The 17,716-nt window shown below is 44.2% G+C and carries 11 protein-coding genes, 3 pseudogenes and 1 CRISPR repeat array; all 14 genes and pseudogenes read right to left on the bottom strand.

Annotation, left to right across the window (positions count from 1 at the left end; genetic code table 11):
- Positions 1-52: 52 nt before the first annotated feature.
- A CRISPR array of direct repeats spans positions 53-347; the repeat unit is 30 nt; unit sequence ATTTAAATACATCTCATGTTCTTATTAATC.
- Between the two features lie 101 nt (positions 348-448).
- The 14 genes and pseudogenes from G5A70_RS08860 to G5A70_RS08805 all read right to left on the bottom strand — a co-directional run bounded on the left by G5A70_RS08860 (position 449) and on the right by G5A70_RS08805 (position 17,700).
- Positions 449-1,819 carry an MATE family efflux transporter gene (locus tag G5A70_RS08860; RefSeq protein WP_173749283.1) on the bottom strand — a complete coding sequence of 457 codons (1,371 nt, stop codon included), beginning with the start codon at positions 1,817-1,819 and terminating at the stop codon, positions 449-451.
- A gap of 75 nt (positions 1,820-1,894) precedes the next feature.
- Positions 1,895-3,112, bottom strand: coding sequence for an ABC transporter permease (locus G5A70_RS08855; protein WP_173749282.1), 1,218 nt, complete (start codon positions 3,110-3,112; stop codon positions 1,895-1,897).
- A gap of 1 nt (position 3,113) precedes the next feature.
- Positions 3,114-5,513: a biotin/lipoyl-binding protein gene (locus G5A70_RS08850; protein WP_173749281.1), complete on the bottom strand. Its 2,400-nt coding sequence runs from the start codon at positions 5,511-5,513 to the stop codon at positions 3,114-3,116.
- 12 nt (positions 5,514-5,525) lie between these two features.
- Positions 5,526-7,520 (bottom strand): hypothetical protein, encoded by a 1,995-nt coding sequence (locus G5A70_RS08845; RefSeq protein ID WP_173749280.1) that lies wholly within the window; start codon positions 7,518-7,520, stop codon positions 5,526-5,528.
- Positions 7,521-7,693: 173 nt separating this feature from the next.
- Positions 7,694-10,156 carry a glycogen/starch/alpha-glucan phosphorylase gene (locus G5A70_RS08840; protein ID WP_173749279.1) on the bottom strand — a complete coding sequence of 821 codons (2,463 nt, stop codon included), beginning with the start codon at positions 10,154-10,156 and terminating at the stop codon, positions 7,694-7,696.
- 23 nt (positions 10,157-10,179) lie between these two features.
- Positions 10,180-13,323 (bottom strand): isoleucine--tRNA ligase, encoded by a 3,144-nt coding sequence (gene ileS / locus G5A70_RS08835; protein ID WP_173749278.1) that lies wholly within the window; start codon positions 13,321-13,323, stop codon positions 10,180-10,182.
- A gap of 465 nt (positions 13,324-13,788) precedes the next feature.
- Positions 13,789-13,956, bottom strand: coding sequence for a hypothetical protein (locus tag G5A70_RS16010; RefSeq protein ID WP_330489637.1), 168 nt, complete (start codon positions 13,954-13,956; stop codon positions 13,789-13,791).
- Positions 13,953-14,339 (bottom strand): BRO family protein, encoded by a 387-nt coding sequence (locus tag G5A70_RS08830; protein WP_330489638.1) that lies wholly within the window; start codon positions 14,337-14,339, stop codon positions 13,953-13,955. Before G5A70_RS08830 ends, G5A70_RS16010 begins: the two co-directional genes overlap by 4 nt.
- A 25-nt stretch (positions 14,340-14,364) precedes the next feature.
- Positions 14,365-14,517, bottom strand: coding sequence for a helix-turn-helix domain-containing protein (locus G5A70_RS08825; RefSeq protein ID WP_180211128.1), 153 nt, complete (start codon positions 14,515-14,517; stop codon positions 14,365-14,367).
- 291 nt (positions 14,518-14,808) lie between these two features.
- A complete protein-coding gene (locus G5A70_RS08820) occupies positions 14,809-15,144 on the bottom strand; it encodes a hypothetical protein (RefSeq protein ID WP_330605589.1) in 336 nt (111 codons plus the stop codon).
- A gap of 6 nt (positions 15,145-15,150) precedes the next feature.
- A pseudogene (locus G5A70_RS16220) lies at positions 15,151-15,213 on the bottom strand (hypothetical protein); the annotation flags it as partial.
- Positions 15,214-15,305: 92 nt separating this feature from the next.
- Positions 15,306-15,593 (bottom strand): annotated as a pseudogene (locus G5A70_RS16125) (IS110 family transposase); the annotation flags it as partial.
- Positions 15,594-15,796: 203 nt separating this feature from the next.
- Positions 15,797-16,294: pseudogene (locus G5A70_RS08810) on the bottom strand (lysine--tRNA ligase); the annotation flags it as partial.
- Between the two features lie 170 nt (positions 16,295-16,464).
- Positions 16,465-17,700, bottom strand: coding sequence for a tyrosine-type recombinase/integrase (locus tag G5A70_RS08805; protein WP_173749275.1), 1,236 nt, complete (start codon positions 17,698-17,700; stop codon positions 16,465-16,467).
- Positions 17,701-17,716: the final 16 nt, after the last annotated feature.

Raw genomic sequence — 17,716 nt, 5'->3', positions numbered from 1 at the left:
CCGTTTCCACTTACACTATTCGCCCCAGCATAGCTGGGGGATTAGACTTTTCATTTAAATACATCTCATGTTCTTATTAATCAAGAGTGGGAAAGTGGATATTCCATGGAGAATACATATTTAAATACATCTCATGTTCTTATTAATCTTATGTTAGTGTTGCAAAATTACAAACCTATGGACTATTTAAATACATCTCATGTTCTTATTAATCGTGGATATTTCATAAAGTGCCACGCCTGCTTCTGTCATTTAAATACATCTCATGTTCTTATTAATCCGTGCAGGGCTGGAGTGCAGAGTATATCCGCATAAAAATTTAAATACATCTCATGTTCCTATCTATCATACTCTTTATGTTATTTACTATATTTAAATACGCTCAGCGTTGTTATTTATGCATGAAGTTATTATGATATGAAATAACCCTAAAAGTCAAGACAAATTCTTAGGAAATAGTATTTTCCTTACTAATCCTCTTAAACAACCGCGCCAATACCAACACGGCCGCCACAGCCAGTACCACCTCTGCAGTAAGCTGCGCATAAGCAAGTCCGTAAAGCGGAAACAGGAAGTTCAAGATATAAAGCGCCGGAATTTCCAGAACAATCTTTCTCATAATGGCAAAAAGCAAGGCTTCTCTGCCCATTCCCACTGCCTGGAATACACCTACAGCAATAAAATCCATACACAAAAACGGCAGTCCCAGACAAAATCCCCGAAGGAATTTTGTTCCGTAAGCCACAATCGTCTCATTATCCATGAAAAGCTGAGTCAACTGCGCGGCACCCACAAAATAGCCCACAGCCACTATGGCAATAAATCCCAGGCTGGCTTTTACCGCAAATACCAGAGTGCCTTTCATACGCTTATGATTTCTGCTGGAATAGTTATAACTGATAAGCGGCATAATTCCCTGGGAAAGCCCCATGGCAACATTCATGGGAACCATATTGATTTTCTGCGTAATTCCCATAGCCGCCACTGCGTCAGCGCCAAAAGAAGAGGTAAAATTATTTAAAATAGTCATACCCGTCACATTCAGCAGATTCTGAATAGACGCCGGAATTCCCACATTGCAAATACCCCAGACAATTCTTTTTTCCAGAGAAAACTTCCGGGGATGAATACACACAAAGGTACGCCCTCTCTTCTTCCAGAGCAGCACAAAAAAGTACAGACAGGCCACACAATTTGACAAAAAAGTAGCAAGACCCGCTCCCTCTGCCCCCATATCCAGACCCCAGGGCAAAATAAACACCGGGTCCAGCAAAATATTGAGGAAACAACCGCTCATGGTCCCCAGACTGGCATGAAGCGCCGAGCCCTCTGCCCGTACCATATAAGCCATCACCACATTTAAAATAGCGGGAACCGCACCGAATAGCACCGTCCATTTTACATATCCTGCTGTGGCTGCCATAGTGTTGGTATCCGCTCCCAAAAGCCGCAGAAGAGGATTCTGAAAAATCCCGCAAAGAGCAGCAAACAAAACTCCGCTAAAAAGCGCACAGTAAAAACCAAAGGCCGAACTCTTGTATACGGTTTCATAGTCTTTGGTTCCCATTGCACGGCTCATCATGCTGGAACTTCCTACTCCAAATAAATTGTTGACCGCATTAAATGCCAGCAGAACCGGAGCCGCCAGAGTAACTGCAGCATTTTCTATGGCGTCATTGCACATACCTACGAAATATGTATCGGCCAGATTATAAATAACCATAACCAGAGAGCTTAAAATGGTGGGAAAAGCCAGTTTTGCCACAGCTCTTGGTATGGGGGTCTGCTCAAACAAAATCACTTTATCATCGTTTTGCATAACCTTCTCCTTCTATATTAATATAGTTTCATTGTAACATAGAAGGAGAAAGATTTCCTGCTGATTTTCACTTTCTTATCCGGAATACCGCAAAGCCTCAATGGGCTTTTTCCTCGCTGCTTTATTTGCCGGATACAGACCAAAAACAATCCCGATGAATCCGGAAAACGCAACGGCAATCCACACAACCTGCACATTCATGGTAAAGGTCATATTTCCATTCATAAATTTTCCGATAATTTTCAGCAGAATCCAGGAAAATCCAATGCCTGCAAAGCAGCCCGCCATGCTGACAATGACTGACTCCATGAGGAACTGCAGCATAATACTGCTTCTGCCTGCGCCAATAGCCTTACGGATTCCGATTTCCCGGGTCCGTTCCGTGACCGAAACCAACATAATGTTCATAATGCCGATTCCGCCTACCAGAAGAGAAATTGCTGCGATTCCTCCCATCATCAGAGACATGGTATTGTCCACCTCCTGCATGGTTTCCATTACTTCAAACTGGCTCTGTATAGAAAAAGCGTCTTCATCATTGTCCAGCCTGCTCAGCATAATCTGTTCCACTGCCCGTTCCGTTCTGTCCATGGTATCCTCATCCGGAGATGAAACATAAAACTGGGTAATATCCAGAATATTGTCCGCAATTCTGGTCAAAGTAGAATACGGAATATAGCCTTCCAATACCGTAGTCTGCGCAGAATCTTCGTCTTCCGAAGAAACCGCAGCAGCAGAGTTCTCCAGACTGCTGCTGTCAGAAAGTACTCCCACCACCTGAAAGCGGTTCCCATTCAAACTAATGGTTTCGCCCTCCACGTCCGTATGACCGAAAAATTCAATGGCTGTGTCTTCTGTAATCACCATAACATAAGAATGGTTATCCACATCCGTCTGTTTTAATGCTCTCCCGGTTTTCAGTTCCATATCCATAATACGGAAATAACTTCCTGTTGTACCGTACAAAGTCACCGTTCCCTCCGTATAGCCGGATTTTCCTGTAACGCTGGTTTGTGCAAAAGGTGCCGCGTCTTCTATGGCTTCGTCCTCCAATAGCTGGCTGAATTCTGAAAGCCGCAGGGGATTTTCCTTGTCATCACTGATTTGTACGGTCAGATAATCCGAACCCATGGAGGAAATCTGCCCGGCCACAGAAGATGAAGCCCCGTCCGCAATGGATACCAGAACAATCAGCGAGGAAACACCTATAATAATTCCCAGCATTGTGAGAAAAGTCCGCATTTTATTGGCGTTTACCGCACTCCACGCCATTTTCCAGGTTTGTATTCCCATCTTAATTTCCTCCCGGAGCAGGTCCGCCTCCAGATGGCATTTCACCCATACCGCCCCCGGAAGGCTGCTCCATATTGCCGGGTCCGCCGCCCTGCTGGGGTGTCTGTCCGGAATCTGTACCCTGGGTATTGCCTGTCTTCTGATAATAAACCGTATCGCCCTCCGACAGTCCGTCTGTGATTTCTACCTTATCTCCGTCAGAAAGTCCTGTGGATACCTCCTGTTCCCCCGACAGATTGCCCTCATCGTCCTTCTTGGTATATACAAAGGTTTTATCGCCTTTTTCCTGTAGAGCATTAACCGGTATGGTCACCACGTCTTTCTTTTCCTCTACTGTAATGACGGCTGAAGCATTCATTCCTTCTTTCATCTGCGCATCCTTTGGAATGGTAATTTCCACTGTATATTTTGCGACTCCGTTTCCGGAACTCTGGGAACTGCCGCCTACCTTTGTAACCGTTCCTGTAAAAGAAGAGTCCTCCAATGCATCCAGCGTCACTTCGGCTTCCTGGTCTTTTGACACAGAATTAATATCCAGCTCATCCACGCTGACAGAAAGAATCATACTGTCATTGGAGGCCAGGGTAAAAGCGGTTACATCTGTGCTGTAAGACGACGTATCTTCTGTACTGTCTGAAGAACTGGTCTGCTGGGCAGTGGTTTCCGTATCTGCAGCGGCTGCCGTACCGGTACTTGTGCCTGTCACAGCTGCTGCTTTGGCACTTGCCTCAACAGTTTCCCCGTCACTGCCTGATACCTGCTTCTTGTTTTCATCCTGTCCGCTTTCATTTTGTTCTTTCTGAGTTTCCTGCGGTGTTGTTTCCGCAGTAACCGGGAAGGTAACACAAAATTCCAGCGTCTTTGCATCCTCTGATACAGTCAGACCTGACAAAATTCCAACTTGCAGTTTTGACACACTGTCCGCACCGAAGCAGTATCCCTCCCCTGCTGTAAGCGTTATCTGTGCCTGATATTCCGTACCGCCCTCAAAGGTATCTGCCTGGGGATTCCACACAATGCTTCCCGTATATGCGCCATCCGAAGAATTTGCCTCTGTCTGAGGAACTCCGTCTGTCTGGGGTGTGGCTAAGGCCAACAGTCCTGCTGTGCTTTCCGTTCCCTCTCCGATTGCAAACTGCAGGCAGATATCCGTCTGCTGCTCCTGATTCTCTGTGTCTGACTGCGTATCCTCCTGCTGCTCTGCATCGTTGTCCAACGCAGTTTCTTTTCCCGCTGCTGTCTCAGACGCCGAAGACAACAGCAGAAAAGAAGCCCCTGAGGCAGAAGAAGTATAAGACATATTGCTGGCTTTTGCAGCGGAAGAACCCGAAGAAGTAGTTCCCGATGACACGGCGGAACTGCTCTGCACCGCGCTTCCAGCAGAAACATTCACACTTCCTACTGTACCGTCTATGTCCGCAGTAATCGTTCCGGTCTGGGAAATGATCACCAGCTTCTGAAGACTCTGGGTAAGTGCCTCTCTTTTTGCCGCCAACTGGCGGTATTTTACAGATTTTTCTCCGGTATTTACCGTCAGAAGCGTATCTCCCGCAGATACTTCCTGGTTTTCCGCTGCTGAAACACTGCTGACCGTACCGCCTGTACCTGTAATTTCCAGCTGCTCATGAATGTACGCCTTTCCCGTTCCTATTTTTGTCCCGTCCGCTTTCGCCGCCGTGACGGTGTCATCTACTGCCACACCATCATCTGAAAAAGTCACTGTGCAATCTGCTCCGCTGACACTCTCCACGCTGCCCTCTTTCACCGTACCGTCCGACAAGGTAACGGTCACCGTATCTCCTGCTGCCACACCGGATACGCCTGTAAAATCTGCTGCCATTTTACCATCCAGTGAAAGCAGCATCAAGGCCCCGTTGTCCACCATACTCTGCGCCACATCACTGCTCTCCTGCACATAAATTTTCTTTATCCGTCCGCTGACCTTTGCCGTCACCTCCTGGGTTTCCGTATCGGATTTACATTCGTTCATATCTTCTTCCGTCTCTTCTATCTGCTCCTGTACCTCCTCCATGGCTCCCAGTACCGAGGTTTCCTCTACCACAGCCAGCACATCCCCTTTGGATACCGCATCGCCGCTTTCTACTTTCACCTCCTTTATCGTAATGCCGGAAGGAATTTTCACAGTGTCAGAATCGTCCGCCTCCAGGCTGCCTGTTCCTGTAATGGTATTGGCTATATCACCGGAAGCTGCCGACGCCTCCTGCACCGAAGCATTCCCCACAGGCTGCCCCTTAGACATTTTATTTCTCGCCCAAAACACGCCTGTCCCAAGGATACATATGCCTGCCAGCGACACAATCGCCACCGCTGTTTTCTTTTTTCCGGACATGCCTTTCCACACAGACATGCCCTTTTTCATATAAAACCCTGCTTTTTTCACTATTTTTCCCTCTTACGATAACTGCTCCGGTTTTTCTGTTTCATAGTCACTCCACTGAGTTGCCTGGGAGCAGCCTGACAGATCTGCCGTTTTTTCGTATTTATCTACAGTAATGGTATACTCACTGGTACCTTCTGCATATACGGTTCCGTCACTTCCTTTTATGGTAACGGAATTTCCATCTTCGTCGGTGATAGTTCCTGCACAATACAGATTTGTAAGTTCGCTGTCTCCGGTCACTACCCAAGAGGAACCTTCCTCTATATAAAAGCTGGCATATCCGCTTCCGCCATCTCCGGCACAGCTCTCATCATCCTTTACTGCACCTTTTAATGTACTTCCATCTGTCATATAGAAATCCAGTTTGCTGATACTGTCCCAGATAATATCACCCTCCATTTTTTGTGTAATGGCGGTAAACAGGCAGTCTGCACCGTTTGAACCGGACTGACCCCATCCTCTCTGATTCTGATTTCCTGTGCATTTCAGAAAGAAATCGTTGTCCTCTGCATAGGTAATGTCCACATCTGACAATACAAAGGTAGATTCTGTATTTGTGGTATAAAACATACCTCCGTTTTTCGCTGTAAGACTGCCTCCGTCCATTTCAAACGTACTGTTTCCTAGTTCTGAGTCCCCGGACATACTCTGGTAGAGAATTACATTCCAGGTACAGTCGTTCTGCTCATTATCACTCATATTTCCGGTCAGATTGGAATTATACAAATGGAGTGAATTCAACCCCTCAATGCAGACCGCTTCTGAACCGTTTGCCGTCAGATTCGCATTATTTACGGCAATATTGGCTGTGCTGTAAATTGCCGGAGAACCTGTGCCGTTAGAGGTATAAGTTCCTCCGTCCACAACCATGGTTCCGCCGCCTCTGTCGCTTCGGATTGCCGCAGAGGATTCTCCGTTGGTCTCCACATCTAAATCCCATGCATAAAGCGTTCCGCCGCCTGCTGCATGAATACCGCCTGAAGTATCCTGCTGTGTCTTAATGGTGGTATCCGAAACATAGGTCACACCGTCACCGTAAGAGAAAATTCCTGCGCCTCCTGCCGCGTCTGTATCAACGGTACTTCCGCTGATATAGGCCTTACCATCTGTATTCAGAATGGCTGCTCCCACACCGTAAAAGCTGGAATTGTCTCCTCCCTTACTGTCAGAAGAGGTTCTGTCAGCAGTCACGTTCTTTAATGTAACCTGTGCACCGTCCAAAATATGCACCGCATTCTCGTCTGTCCCTGTAGATGTAAAGGTTTCTCCGTCTGCTTCGGTGTCTGAAGTATATTCTGTCGCAGCCGCATAACTGTCTACCCCTCCTGCATCAGGAGACTGTCCCATACCGCCGCCCATGGACATAACCGTAATTGTTTCTGCATTTCCATCTTCATCCAGGGTAATGGATACGGTATCACCTTCAGAAATATCGTCTAGAGTGATAGTCTCTGTTTGCTGTTCAGGCGGATTTTCACCCGGCTCTTCCCCGTCTTTACTATCACTTCCGGTACTGCTCTCTGTGCTGTTGTCGGTACTGCTCTCTGTTGTTCCGGTAGTATCTTCTGGTTTTTCCGGTGCCTCTCCATCGGCAGACGGAGCTTCTCCACCCTGTCCCGGACCGCCGCCCATGCTCTGACGCTGGATTACCGTATCATCTGTAATTTTGATTTCCTTTTCCTCTCCGGTCAGATCCAGCATGGACGGCTGCTCTCCACCCTGAGGCGGCTGATTTTCGCCCTCTCTATCCGTCTGCGCAGAATCTGTATTTTCCTCTTTGCCGGCACCCGATGGATTTTCTCCATCTTTCTCCATTTCTTTCATGGTTCCTACTTCAATGGTGACAGAAGACTCTCCTACGGATTTCACTTCTCCATATACGGTATTTTCCTCACTTTCCTTTTCTTTGGAAATACTGGTATCATTTGTACTTGATTTTGTACAGCCGGTAAGAGCCGACACGCCTAAGATAATGCCTAATGTGATTGCAAGATGGTTTCGTTTCATATGTCCTGTATCCTTTCCTAAAACAAGTTTGTGTGCTTTAAAAGGGAGTATACGAGGGGAACTTTAAATAAACCTTAAAATGGCAGAGAAAATTTTTAATTTGCCAACCGGACGTGCAAAAACCCCTGAGGAGGCCGCCTCTGGGGTTTTCTATCTTTTAAAATATATACTTTTTACTTCCCAATCACAACTTTATCCAGATGCCAAATTTCATCTACATACTGCTGAATGGTTCTGTCTGAGGTAAATTTACCGGAGCAAGCCGTATTCAGAAGCGCCATTTTCGCCCATCCTGCTTCATCTCTATACGCTGCCTCCACTTTCTCCTGCGCTGCCGCATAAGATTTGAAATCAGCCAGAATGAAGTACGTATCTGCTCTGTCACTGCTGTTTGTGTTCAGCAAAGAGTCATAGATTTCACGGAACATATTGAAGTCTCCCCCTGAATAGGTACCGTTAATCAGCTGCATCAGCACGTTTCGGATATCCGGGTCATTATTGAAATACTGCATAGGGTCATAGCCGCCATTGTTTTCATAGTTGATAACCTCATCCGAGGACAGACCGAAGATAAATGCATTTTCTGCGCCTACTTCTTCCACGATTTCCACGTTTGCACCGTCCATGGTCCCCAGCGTTGGCGCACCGTTTAACATAAACTTCATGTTTCCGGTTCCGGATGCCTCTTTACTTGCTGTAGATATCTGCTCGGAAACATCTGCTGCCGCAAAAATCATTTCCGCATTGGACACACGATAGTTTTCAATAAATACCACTTTAATCTTTCCGTCAATAGAACGGTCGTTGTTCACCACATCTGCCACAGCGTTAATCAGCTTAATGGTCTGCTTTGCGCGTCTGTAGCCTGCCGCTGCCTTTGCACCGAAAATAAAGGTTCTCGGATAGAACGGCATTTCCGGATGTTCCTTAATCTTATTGTACAGGTACATTACATGCAGAATATTCATCAGCTGGCGTTTGTACTCATGAAGTCTCTTCACCTGCACATCAAAAATAGAATTTGGATTCACTTCAATGCCATTGTGCTCCAGAATATATTTTGCCAGCCGCACCTTGTTCTGGTGCTTGATGTTCATAAATTCCTGCTGCGCCTTCTTGTCGTCTGCATAAACCTTTAATTTTTCCAGTTCCGGAAGGCTGGTAATCCATCCATCCCCAATGTGGTCCGTAATCCAGTCTGCCAGCAGAGGATTTCCGTGAAGCAGGAAACGTCTCTGGGTAATACCGTTTGTCTTATTATTGAATTTTTCCGGATACATCTCATAGAAATCTCTCAATTCCTGTTTTTCCAGAATTTCCGTATGCAGCTTTGCCACACCGTTTACAGAATATCCGCCTGCAATGGCAAGATGTGCCATTTTCACCTGACCATCATAAATGATTGCCATTTTACGGATTTTTTCCTGGTCACCCGGATATTTTGCCTGGATTTCCAGAAGGAATCTGCGGTTAATCTCCTCAATAATCTGATATACACGAGGAAGCAGCTTAGAAAACAGCTCGATAGGCCATTTTTCCAGCGCTTCTGCCATAATGGTATGGTTTGTATAAGCGCAGGTATGGGTGGTAATGTCCCACGCGTCTTCCCAGGACATGCCCTCCTCGTCCACCAGAATACGCATTAATTCTGCAACAGTCATAGTCGGATGCGTATCGTTTAACTGGAAAGTTACCTTTTTCGGCAAATCGTGCAGGTCGCTGTGCGATTTCTTAAACTTCTCAATGGCAGCCTGAATACTTGCGGAAATGAAGAAATACTGCTGTTTTAAACGCAGCTCTTTTCCTGCATAATGGTTATCATTTGGATACAGCACTTCCACAATATTCTTTGCCAGGTTTTCCTGCTCTACTGCTTTATGATATTCTCCCTTGTCAAACAGGTCTAACTGGAAGTCATTGACCGCTTCTGCGTCCCAGATACGAAGGGTGTTCACAATCTGATTGTTGTATCCCACGATTGGCATATCGTAAGGAATGGCTCTTACAGACTGGTATCCCTCCTGAATAAAGTGATTCTTGCCCGTAGCCGGGTCATATTCCACTCTTACATAGCCGCCGAATTTCACTTCTTTGGCATATTCCGGACGGCGCAGTTCAAATGGGTAACCGTCTTTTAACCAGTTATCCGGCACCTCTACCTGATAACCATTTTCGATTTTCTGTTTGAACAGACCATAGTGGTAACGGATACCACAGCCATACGCACAATATCCCAGCGTGGCCAGAGAATCCAGGAAACAGGCAGCCAGTCTTCCCAGACCGCCGTTTCCAAGAGCCGGATCCGGCTCCTGGTCTTCAATTACATTTAAGTCAAATCCAAGCTCATCTAAAGCTTCTTTTACTTCCTTATACGCACACAGGTTAATCAGGTTGTTGCCCAGCGCGCGTCCCATCAAAAATTCCATGGACAGATAATAAACGATTTTCGGGTCATCTTTTTCATACTGTTTCTGCGTGAGAAGCCAGTTGTCAATAATTACGTCTTTAACAGCAAGAGAGACTGCCTGAAAAACCTGTTCCTGAGTAGCCTCATCAATGGTTTTTCTATAAAGCATTTTTACATTTTCTTTAACGCTTTTTTTGAATTTCTCTTTCTTGAAATGATTATCCAACATCACTATTTTCCTCCTAGCGAAAGTTATGAAATTTTTTCCACCCCTAATTTTACACCTTCTGCGTTAATTTTCCAATCCTTTGTATAACCTTTTACTTCGTTATATACAACTTCCTCAGCCAGAACTTCTGCTTTGATTTGTTTTTCATGTACACGGAAGATTCCCTCAATTACCTGGTTATCCGCAAGTGATACCCGGATTTTATCCATAACTTCAAAACCTGCTTCCTTACGCATAGTCTGAATTTTGCTGATGATTTCTCTTACAAAACCTTCTTCAATCAGTTCCGGGGTCAGGTTTGTATCCAGTACAACCGTAATATCGTTGTCATTTTCGGAAACATAGCCTTCCATCTGCGCCATATCAATGAGCAAATCACTTTCCAGAAGCACGATTTCCTCACCATCTACATGCAGCTTCAATTCGCCCTGAGCTTTCAGTTCATCCATAGCCTTGTTGCCGTCCAGGTCCGCCAATGCTGTTTTGATACCGCCCAGGAACTTGCCGTATTTCGGGCCCACGGTCTTTAACTGCGGTTTGAATGTATAGGAAGTAAAGCTTCTCACATCATCTGTGAATTCCATTTCTTTTACATTCAATTCGTCTGTAATAATATCTTTATAGAAGTCAGAAAGCACAAACGGCGCTTTTACAAACATCTTTCCGATTGGCTGACGGTTCTTAATGTTTGCCGCATTTCTGCAGGCGCGTCCCATAACAACCACTTTCAGCAAATCGTCCATGTTTTCTTCCAGCTCTTTATCAATCCATTCTTCCTTCACTTCCGGGAAGTCACACAGATGAATACTTTCCGGTGCATTTTTATCCAGACTTCTCACCAGGTTCTGGTAAATATCTTCTGTCATAAACGGAACCATAGGCGCAGCCGCTTTGGAAATGGTTACAAGGGCGGTGTACAGAGTCATATAAGCGTTAATCTTATCCTGTTCCATACCTTTGGCCCAGAAACGTTCACGGCTTCTTCTGACATACCAGTTACTCATATCATCTACAAATTCCTGCAGCGCTCTGGCCGTTTCCGGAATCTTGTAACCAGCCAGGTTTTCATCAACCGCTTTTACTACTGTATTTAGCTTGGACAGCAGCCATTTGTCCATAACCGGAAGCTTCTCGTATTCCAGTGTATATTTGGTTGCGTCAAATTCGTCAATATTGGCATACAGAACAAAGAATGCGTAAGTATTCCAAAGTGTGCCCATAAATTTACGCTGTCCTTCCTGCACAGCTTTTCCATGGAAACGGTTTGGAAGCCATGGCGCGCTGTTCACATAGAAGTACCAGCGGATTGCATCAGCGCCGTATTTTTCCAGTGCGTCAAAGGGGTCTACGGCATTTCCCTTGGATTTACTCATTTTCTGTCCGTTTTCGTCCTGTACATGACCCAGCACAATAACATTTTTGTAAGGTGCTTTGTTAAACAGCAGCGTAGATTCTGCCAGCAGAGAGTAGAACCAGCCTCTTGTCTGGTCTACAGCTTCAGAAATAAAATCTGCCGGGAACTGCTGCTCAAACAATTCTTTGTTTTCAAATGGATAGTGGTGCTGTGCAAACGGCATAGCGCCGGAGTCAAACCAGCAGTCAATCACTTCCGGTACACGGTGCATGGTCTTGCCGCATTTCGGACAAGGCATGGTAATTTCGTCAATGTACGGTCTGTGCAGCTCTACGGTTTTTGCTGCTTCGTTTCCGCTCATTTCAAAGAGTTCCTGTCTGCTGCCGATGGCATGCATATGTCCGCATTCACATTCCCATACGTTCAGCGGCGTTCCCCAGTAACGGTTACGGCTGATACCCCAGTCCTGTACGTTTTCCAGCCAGTCGCCGAAACGGCCTTTTCCAATACTTTCCGGAATCCAGTTAATGGTGTTGTTGTTGCGGATTAAGTCGTCTTTTACCGCCGTCATCTTGATAAACCAGGATTCTCTTGCATAATAAATCAGCGGAGTATCACATCTCCAGCAGTGGGGATAGCTGTGTTCAAATTTCGGTGCGGAGAAAAGCAGTCCTCTCTCGTCCAAATCTTTCAAAACTTCCGGGTCCGCTTTCTTACAGAACGTACCTGCCCATTTGGTTTCTTTTGTCATTTCACCTTTTTCGTCAACCAACTGCAGGAACGGAAGGTCGTATTTTCTTCCCACCTTGCTGTCATCTTCACCGAATGCAGGCGCAATATGAACCACACCGGTACCGTCTGTCAGGGTTACATAGGTATCGCAGACAACGTAATGCGCTTTCTTATCCAGCTTCTTGAAATTATATAATGGTTCGTATTCTTTATATTCCAAATCTTTTCCCGCATAAGTTTCCAGAACTTCGTACGCCGGTGTTCCTTCTTCTCTTTCCAGAGAACCAAGAACCGTATCCAGAAGGGCTTCTGCCATGTAATAGGTATATCCGTCTGCTGCTTTTACCTTTACATACTGTTCTTCCGGGTTTACGCAGAGCGCCACGTTAGAAGGCAGTGTCCACGGGGTTGTAGTCCATGCCAGAATGTACGCGTCTTCGTCTTTTACTTTAAAACGGGCAATAGCGGAACGTTCTTTTACATCTTTATAGCCCTGTGCCACCTCCTGGGCAGACAGCGGAGTTCCGCAGCGCGGACAATAAGGTACGATTTTAAATCCTTTGTACAGCAGGTTTTTGTTCCAGATTTCTTTTAAAGCCCACCATTCGGATTCAATATAATCATCATGGTAAGTAACGTACGGATTGTCCATATCTGCCCAGAAACCAACGGTAGAGGAAAAATCTTCCCACATCCCTTTGTATTTCCATACGCTTTCCTTACATTTATCAATAAACGGAATCAGACCGTATTCTTCAATCTGCTCTTTTCCGTCCAGACCCAGCAGTTTCTCTACTTCCAGTTCTACCGGAAGTCCGTGGGTATCCCATCCTGCTTTTCTCGGAACCATTTTGCCCTTCATAGTGCGGTATCTGGGAATCATATCCTTGATAACACGGGTAAGCACATGACCGATATGCGGTTTTCCGTTTGCAGTCGGCGGTCCATCATAGAAGGTATACGTTTCTCCTTCTTTTCTCTGCTCCATACTTTTTTTGAAAATGTCATTGTCCTTCCAGAATTTTTCAACATTCTTTTCGCGCTCTACAAAATTCAGGTCTGTAGTAACTTTCTGATACATGATTTTTCTCCTCTCTTGATTGACTGAAAACAAAAAACTCCCGTCCTGTAACAGGACGAGAGCAAATACGCTGTCGTTATACCACCTCTTACAACATACACAACATTTCTGTCTTAATATGCGTTCCCTTTAACGGAGGAAGCCCGGCATCTCCTACTGGATTCAGATAGCAACTCAGGAGTGATTTTCTTTCACTGCTACTGGTACCGGATTTCCACCATCTCCGGCTCTCTATAACGTTTGCATGCAGAAACCATATCTGGTAAAACAAGAGATTGTGCGGCTTCTGTCAGTGAAATACTGTCTCCGTCTTGGTTTTTCAGTATAGTTCTTATTATACTGAGTGTGTTTGGGGGTTGTCAAGAGGGATTGGAGGGAAAGATATAAGTATTCATATCAACTTGAAAAAGGTCACATACAAATCCCCTTAAACAGATAAGATAATATCTCATTTCGCAGGAGTGTTTACTCTGTTTTCTCTATTCTTTTCGCCTCTTCCCTTTCAATCTGCTTAATACCTTTCTGTGGCGTGGGCAGATTTTCAGGCATTGTCCCTCCTAATTCAGCTATTGTCTGGCGTACCTTTTGGCCGACTTGAAAATGAACATCTCCGGCCTCTTTCTTTCCTGTCACCTGGTCCCGCCTGAGTTTTCCTGCTGTCTGGTCTTCACGGCGAAATATGTCTGCCCTAATGCAATCACTTCTTTACGGGAATCTCCATTCATCACGATTAGATAACATGCATAACGTGTAAGCATATAATCTTCAACTTCTCGTACCGCCCCTTTAGCTAAATTTATCATTTTGCCAACGCCGGCAAAATGATCATTTACTTCATTTCCACTTTTTTTACATGCTTCTTTCGCTCTATCAATTGTTTCTTTAAATCGTCTCCATTGTGTATAGTTTAATACTTCTCGGAGTTCCCTTGCATACCAGAATTCCTGCCCGTACTCGTTTATATGTTTTATATTTTCAAATATTTCTTCGCTGTAATTTTCCATATCTTTTCCCATGAATCCTACCCTCCATAAAATCATCCTATTCCCTATGTACTATTTTTTCTCTTTCAGCACGATACTTTAACAATCGTAATACATAATCTGGCAATTCTCTTTTCTCCGCTTCCCAATCCTGCACAGTACGATATGGAATTCCAAAATAATCGCAAAACTCTCTGCGATTCATTCCCATCTGCTCTCTTAACTCTTTTACTTCTTTTCCTCGACTCACACTATTCCTCCTTTTATACGCATTGCGTTATTTTATGATAGTAAAAAAACACAATACTGTCAAGCTTTTTTATCAAAAAATCCCCTTAAACGGATAAGACAATATCTCATTCCGCTTAAGGGGATTTGCTTTTTATCCGCCTAAATCAACTTAAATTTTTTAATATGCCGTTAAGATTTCCAGCAGTACTCCCATAATATCCCTGTCTATCTCCATCGCATTTAACTGAGAAATCAGAATCGGCAGTTCTCTCTATTTTAAAACCTCATTGTAAATACGTTCTTTTTCTTCATAAGACATCTCTGCTTGGTCCAGGAATTCAAAGATTTCCTTTTCAACCTGATTTTTTATCTGGTCTGTCATCGGCAGAATCGTACCCGCTTTTGCCAAAACCGGCAGTGTTTCTTTGTCTCTGTACACTGTAATATTTCCAAAGTAATATTCATTTCCATGGATATACGCCTGTTCTTCTTCCGGATATTCATAGTATAAAGGAAGTATCAAAGGTATATCTTCTTCATAGCTTCTATGATTCATGGTATACAAATAGGGAAGCATACGGTGCCGAAGCTGCAGGAATGTGGTCATAATGCGTTCCGTTTCCCTGCCAAATCTCCATGGTTCTTTGCTGTTAAAGGAACAATTGGTACTGTGCAGACGTATAACAGGGATAAATACGCCAAATTGTATTCAAAGGGTATAAGTTCCTCATCTTTATATCCAAACATATGGCCGTCAATATCATGAACGATATCTTGTGTCCGTGGTGCCACCTTCAATACCATGAGACCACTCACAGAATCCTGCTTTTTATAAACGTCTTTTATTTCCGAAAAATAGACACTAAACCATCTTGCAATACGGTTCTTGATTCGTGTGATTTCTTCCTGGGTTTGAAGCCGGGGATTAAAAAGACTTTGAATTTCCGCACAAATACCTGTTGGTATATATGGATATAAAAATCCGCCTTCATTTACCAGGGCCGCAATTGTTTTTGAATCCTTACGTCCATTTTTATTCGGATTGTTATCGTCCACAATGCTGAAAATGTTAAATTAATCATTTTCAGGATACAGCAAATCGAGGTAAGGTGTCTTTCTTTTATGCAAAATCACGAAATTGCTCATTTATAGTTTCTAAAATATAACATCATTAAAAGGGCACTTTTTGAAAGATTTCTCTCTCGAAAAGCGCCCTCAGCAATCCATTTTGTTGTCAAAATTAAAAGTTTTTTAATCTCTTAGTACAACTTTGCTCCTGCCGGAATCTTATCATCCACAATCAGAACATTCAGTCCTTCTCTTCCCTCTACCAGGTGAGTTGCAGAAATAATCATACCACAGGAATCGATACCCATCATCTTACGCGGCGGAAGGTTTGTAATAGCAATCAGCGTTTTGCCTACCAGTTCTTCCGGTTCATAATAATCATGGATACCTGACAGAATCACACGGTCTTCGCCGCTTCCGTCATCCAACACAAATTTCAGCAGTTTCTTGCTCTTCGGCACTGCCTCACATTCTTTTACTTTCACAGCTCTGAAATCAGATTTGCTGAAAGTTTCAAAATCCACCATATCCTCAAACAACGGCTCTACTTCTACGTTGGAAAAGTCAATCTCAACCTTAACCGGTGCAGCTTCTGCTACTGTTTCTGCAACCGCTTTTGCTGCAGGTGCAGTCTGTGCCGCATTGTTCGCCTCGTTCTTGGAAGCGCCCTGGGACTTCATTGTCGGGAATTTTTTTGATTTTTCTTCATTACCCTTCGTGATGCTTCGCTGTACTATTTCTATTAAATTGTCTTCTCTTCATCACCATTCATGATGAATCATTGTCAAATCATATCTGTTGTCAATTTGATGTCATTTGGTTATTTCTGTTGTCAGATGAAAGGGTTCATAAGCCCTTCTTAAAATACATCCATTGTTGCAGCCAAATGTTCAAATGTTTCCTGTTTTTTCTCCTCTGTCGCCTCTGCATAGATATCCATAGTAGTCTGAATATCCTTATGCCCCATGATCGACTGGATAACCTTCAGGTTGGTTTCTCTTTCACAAAGCCTTGTACAGAATGTGTGTCTTAAACTGTGCGCTGAAAAGTTCGGCAACAGCACCGGCTCCCGATGCTCTTTCTTTGCTTCTACTTCTTCCGTTGCATTATAGGCAGAAGATATTCTTTTGATTGCCCGATTGACTGACTGAGCATTCATTACATTTCCATAACGGTTACAGAAAACAAAGCCTGTCATCCCGTCAATCTCTGCATCTGTCCAGCCATTTTCTTTCTGCTCTTCCCAGATCATTTCAAAAGCATCCTTCACTGTGTCCAACATGGGAATTGTACGCATACCGGCTTCTGTTTTCGGCGTTGAAATGTGATTTTCTGATGCCCTGTCTTCTCCTACCGGATAATACGTCAGATTATGATTAATGCTGATAATCCGCTTTTCATAATTGATGTCTTCCCATCTCAGTCCCAACACTTCACCGATACGACACCCCGTTCCAAGAAAAACGGTAAAAATCGGCCACCAGTGATAGTAAATCGGGTGTGTGGCAATATATTCCATAAATGCTCTCTGCTGTGGAATTGTCAGTGCATGTCTCACACCGGTTTTCATGCCTAAATTTTTCTTTAATTCTGCCATGACTCCATCCGTAGGATTTTTTCTGATAATGTCATCCCTCACAGCCAGTTGGAAAGTTGGATGTAATAACGTATGAACTGTTTCCAGTGTGTTAATCTGCAATTCCTGTTTCTCAATCAAGTGATTGTAGAACTGCACTACGTCAGAATACTTAATCTCCGCTATATTCCGTTTTCCAAATGTGTCCCGGATAAATCGGTCATACATATAAAGATAATTACTTTTGGTTGTCGGTTTCAGATTGCCTTTGAGACTCATATAACGGTCAAATACAAAATTTACAGTCGCCTTCCCTGCAACGTAAATATCCAGACCGTCCATCTGATCTTTCATAAGCTGTGTTTCTTTTTCCCGAAGCGTTACAAGGTCTTGTGCATAAACATACTTACGCCTTCCGAGTGGATCTGTATAAGTATATACATACCTCTCATCGGAACGTCTCTGTGATTCACCTTTCCGCAAGACTCTGCCTCGCAGATCTTTTCTTGTCTGTGCCATATAAAATCCTCCTTCA

The sequence above is a fragment of the Blautia hansenii genome (assembly GCF_013304445.1).
Lineage (GTDB): Bacteria > Bacillota > Clostridia > Lachnospirales > Lachnospiraceae > Blautia.
The sequence above is the reverse complement of the archived record's forward strand: the minus strand, read 5'-3'. Positions and strand labels throughout refer to the sequence as shown.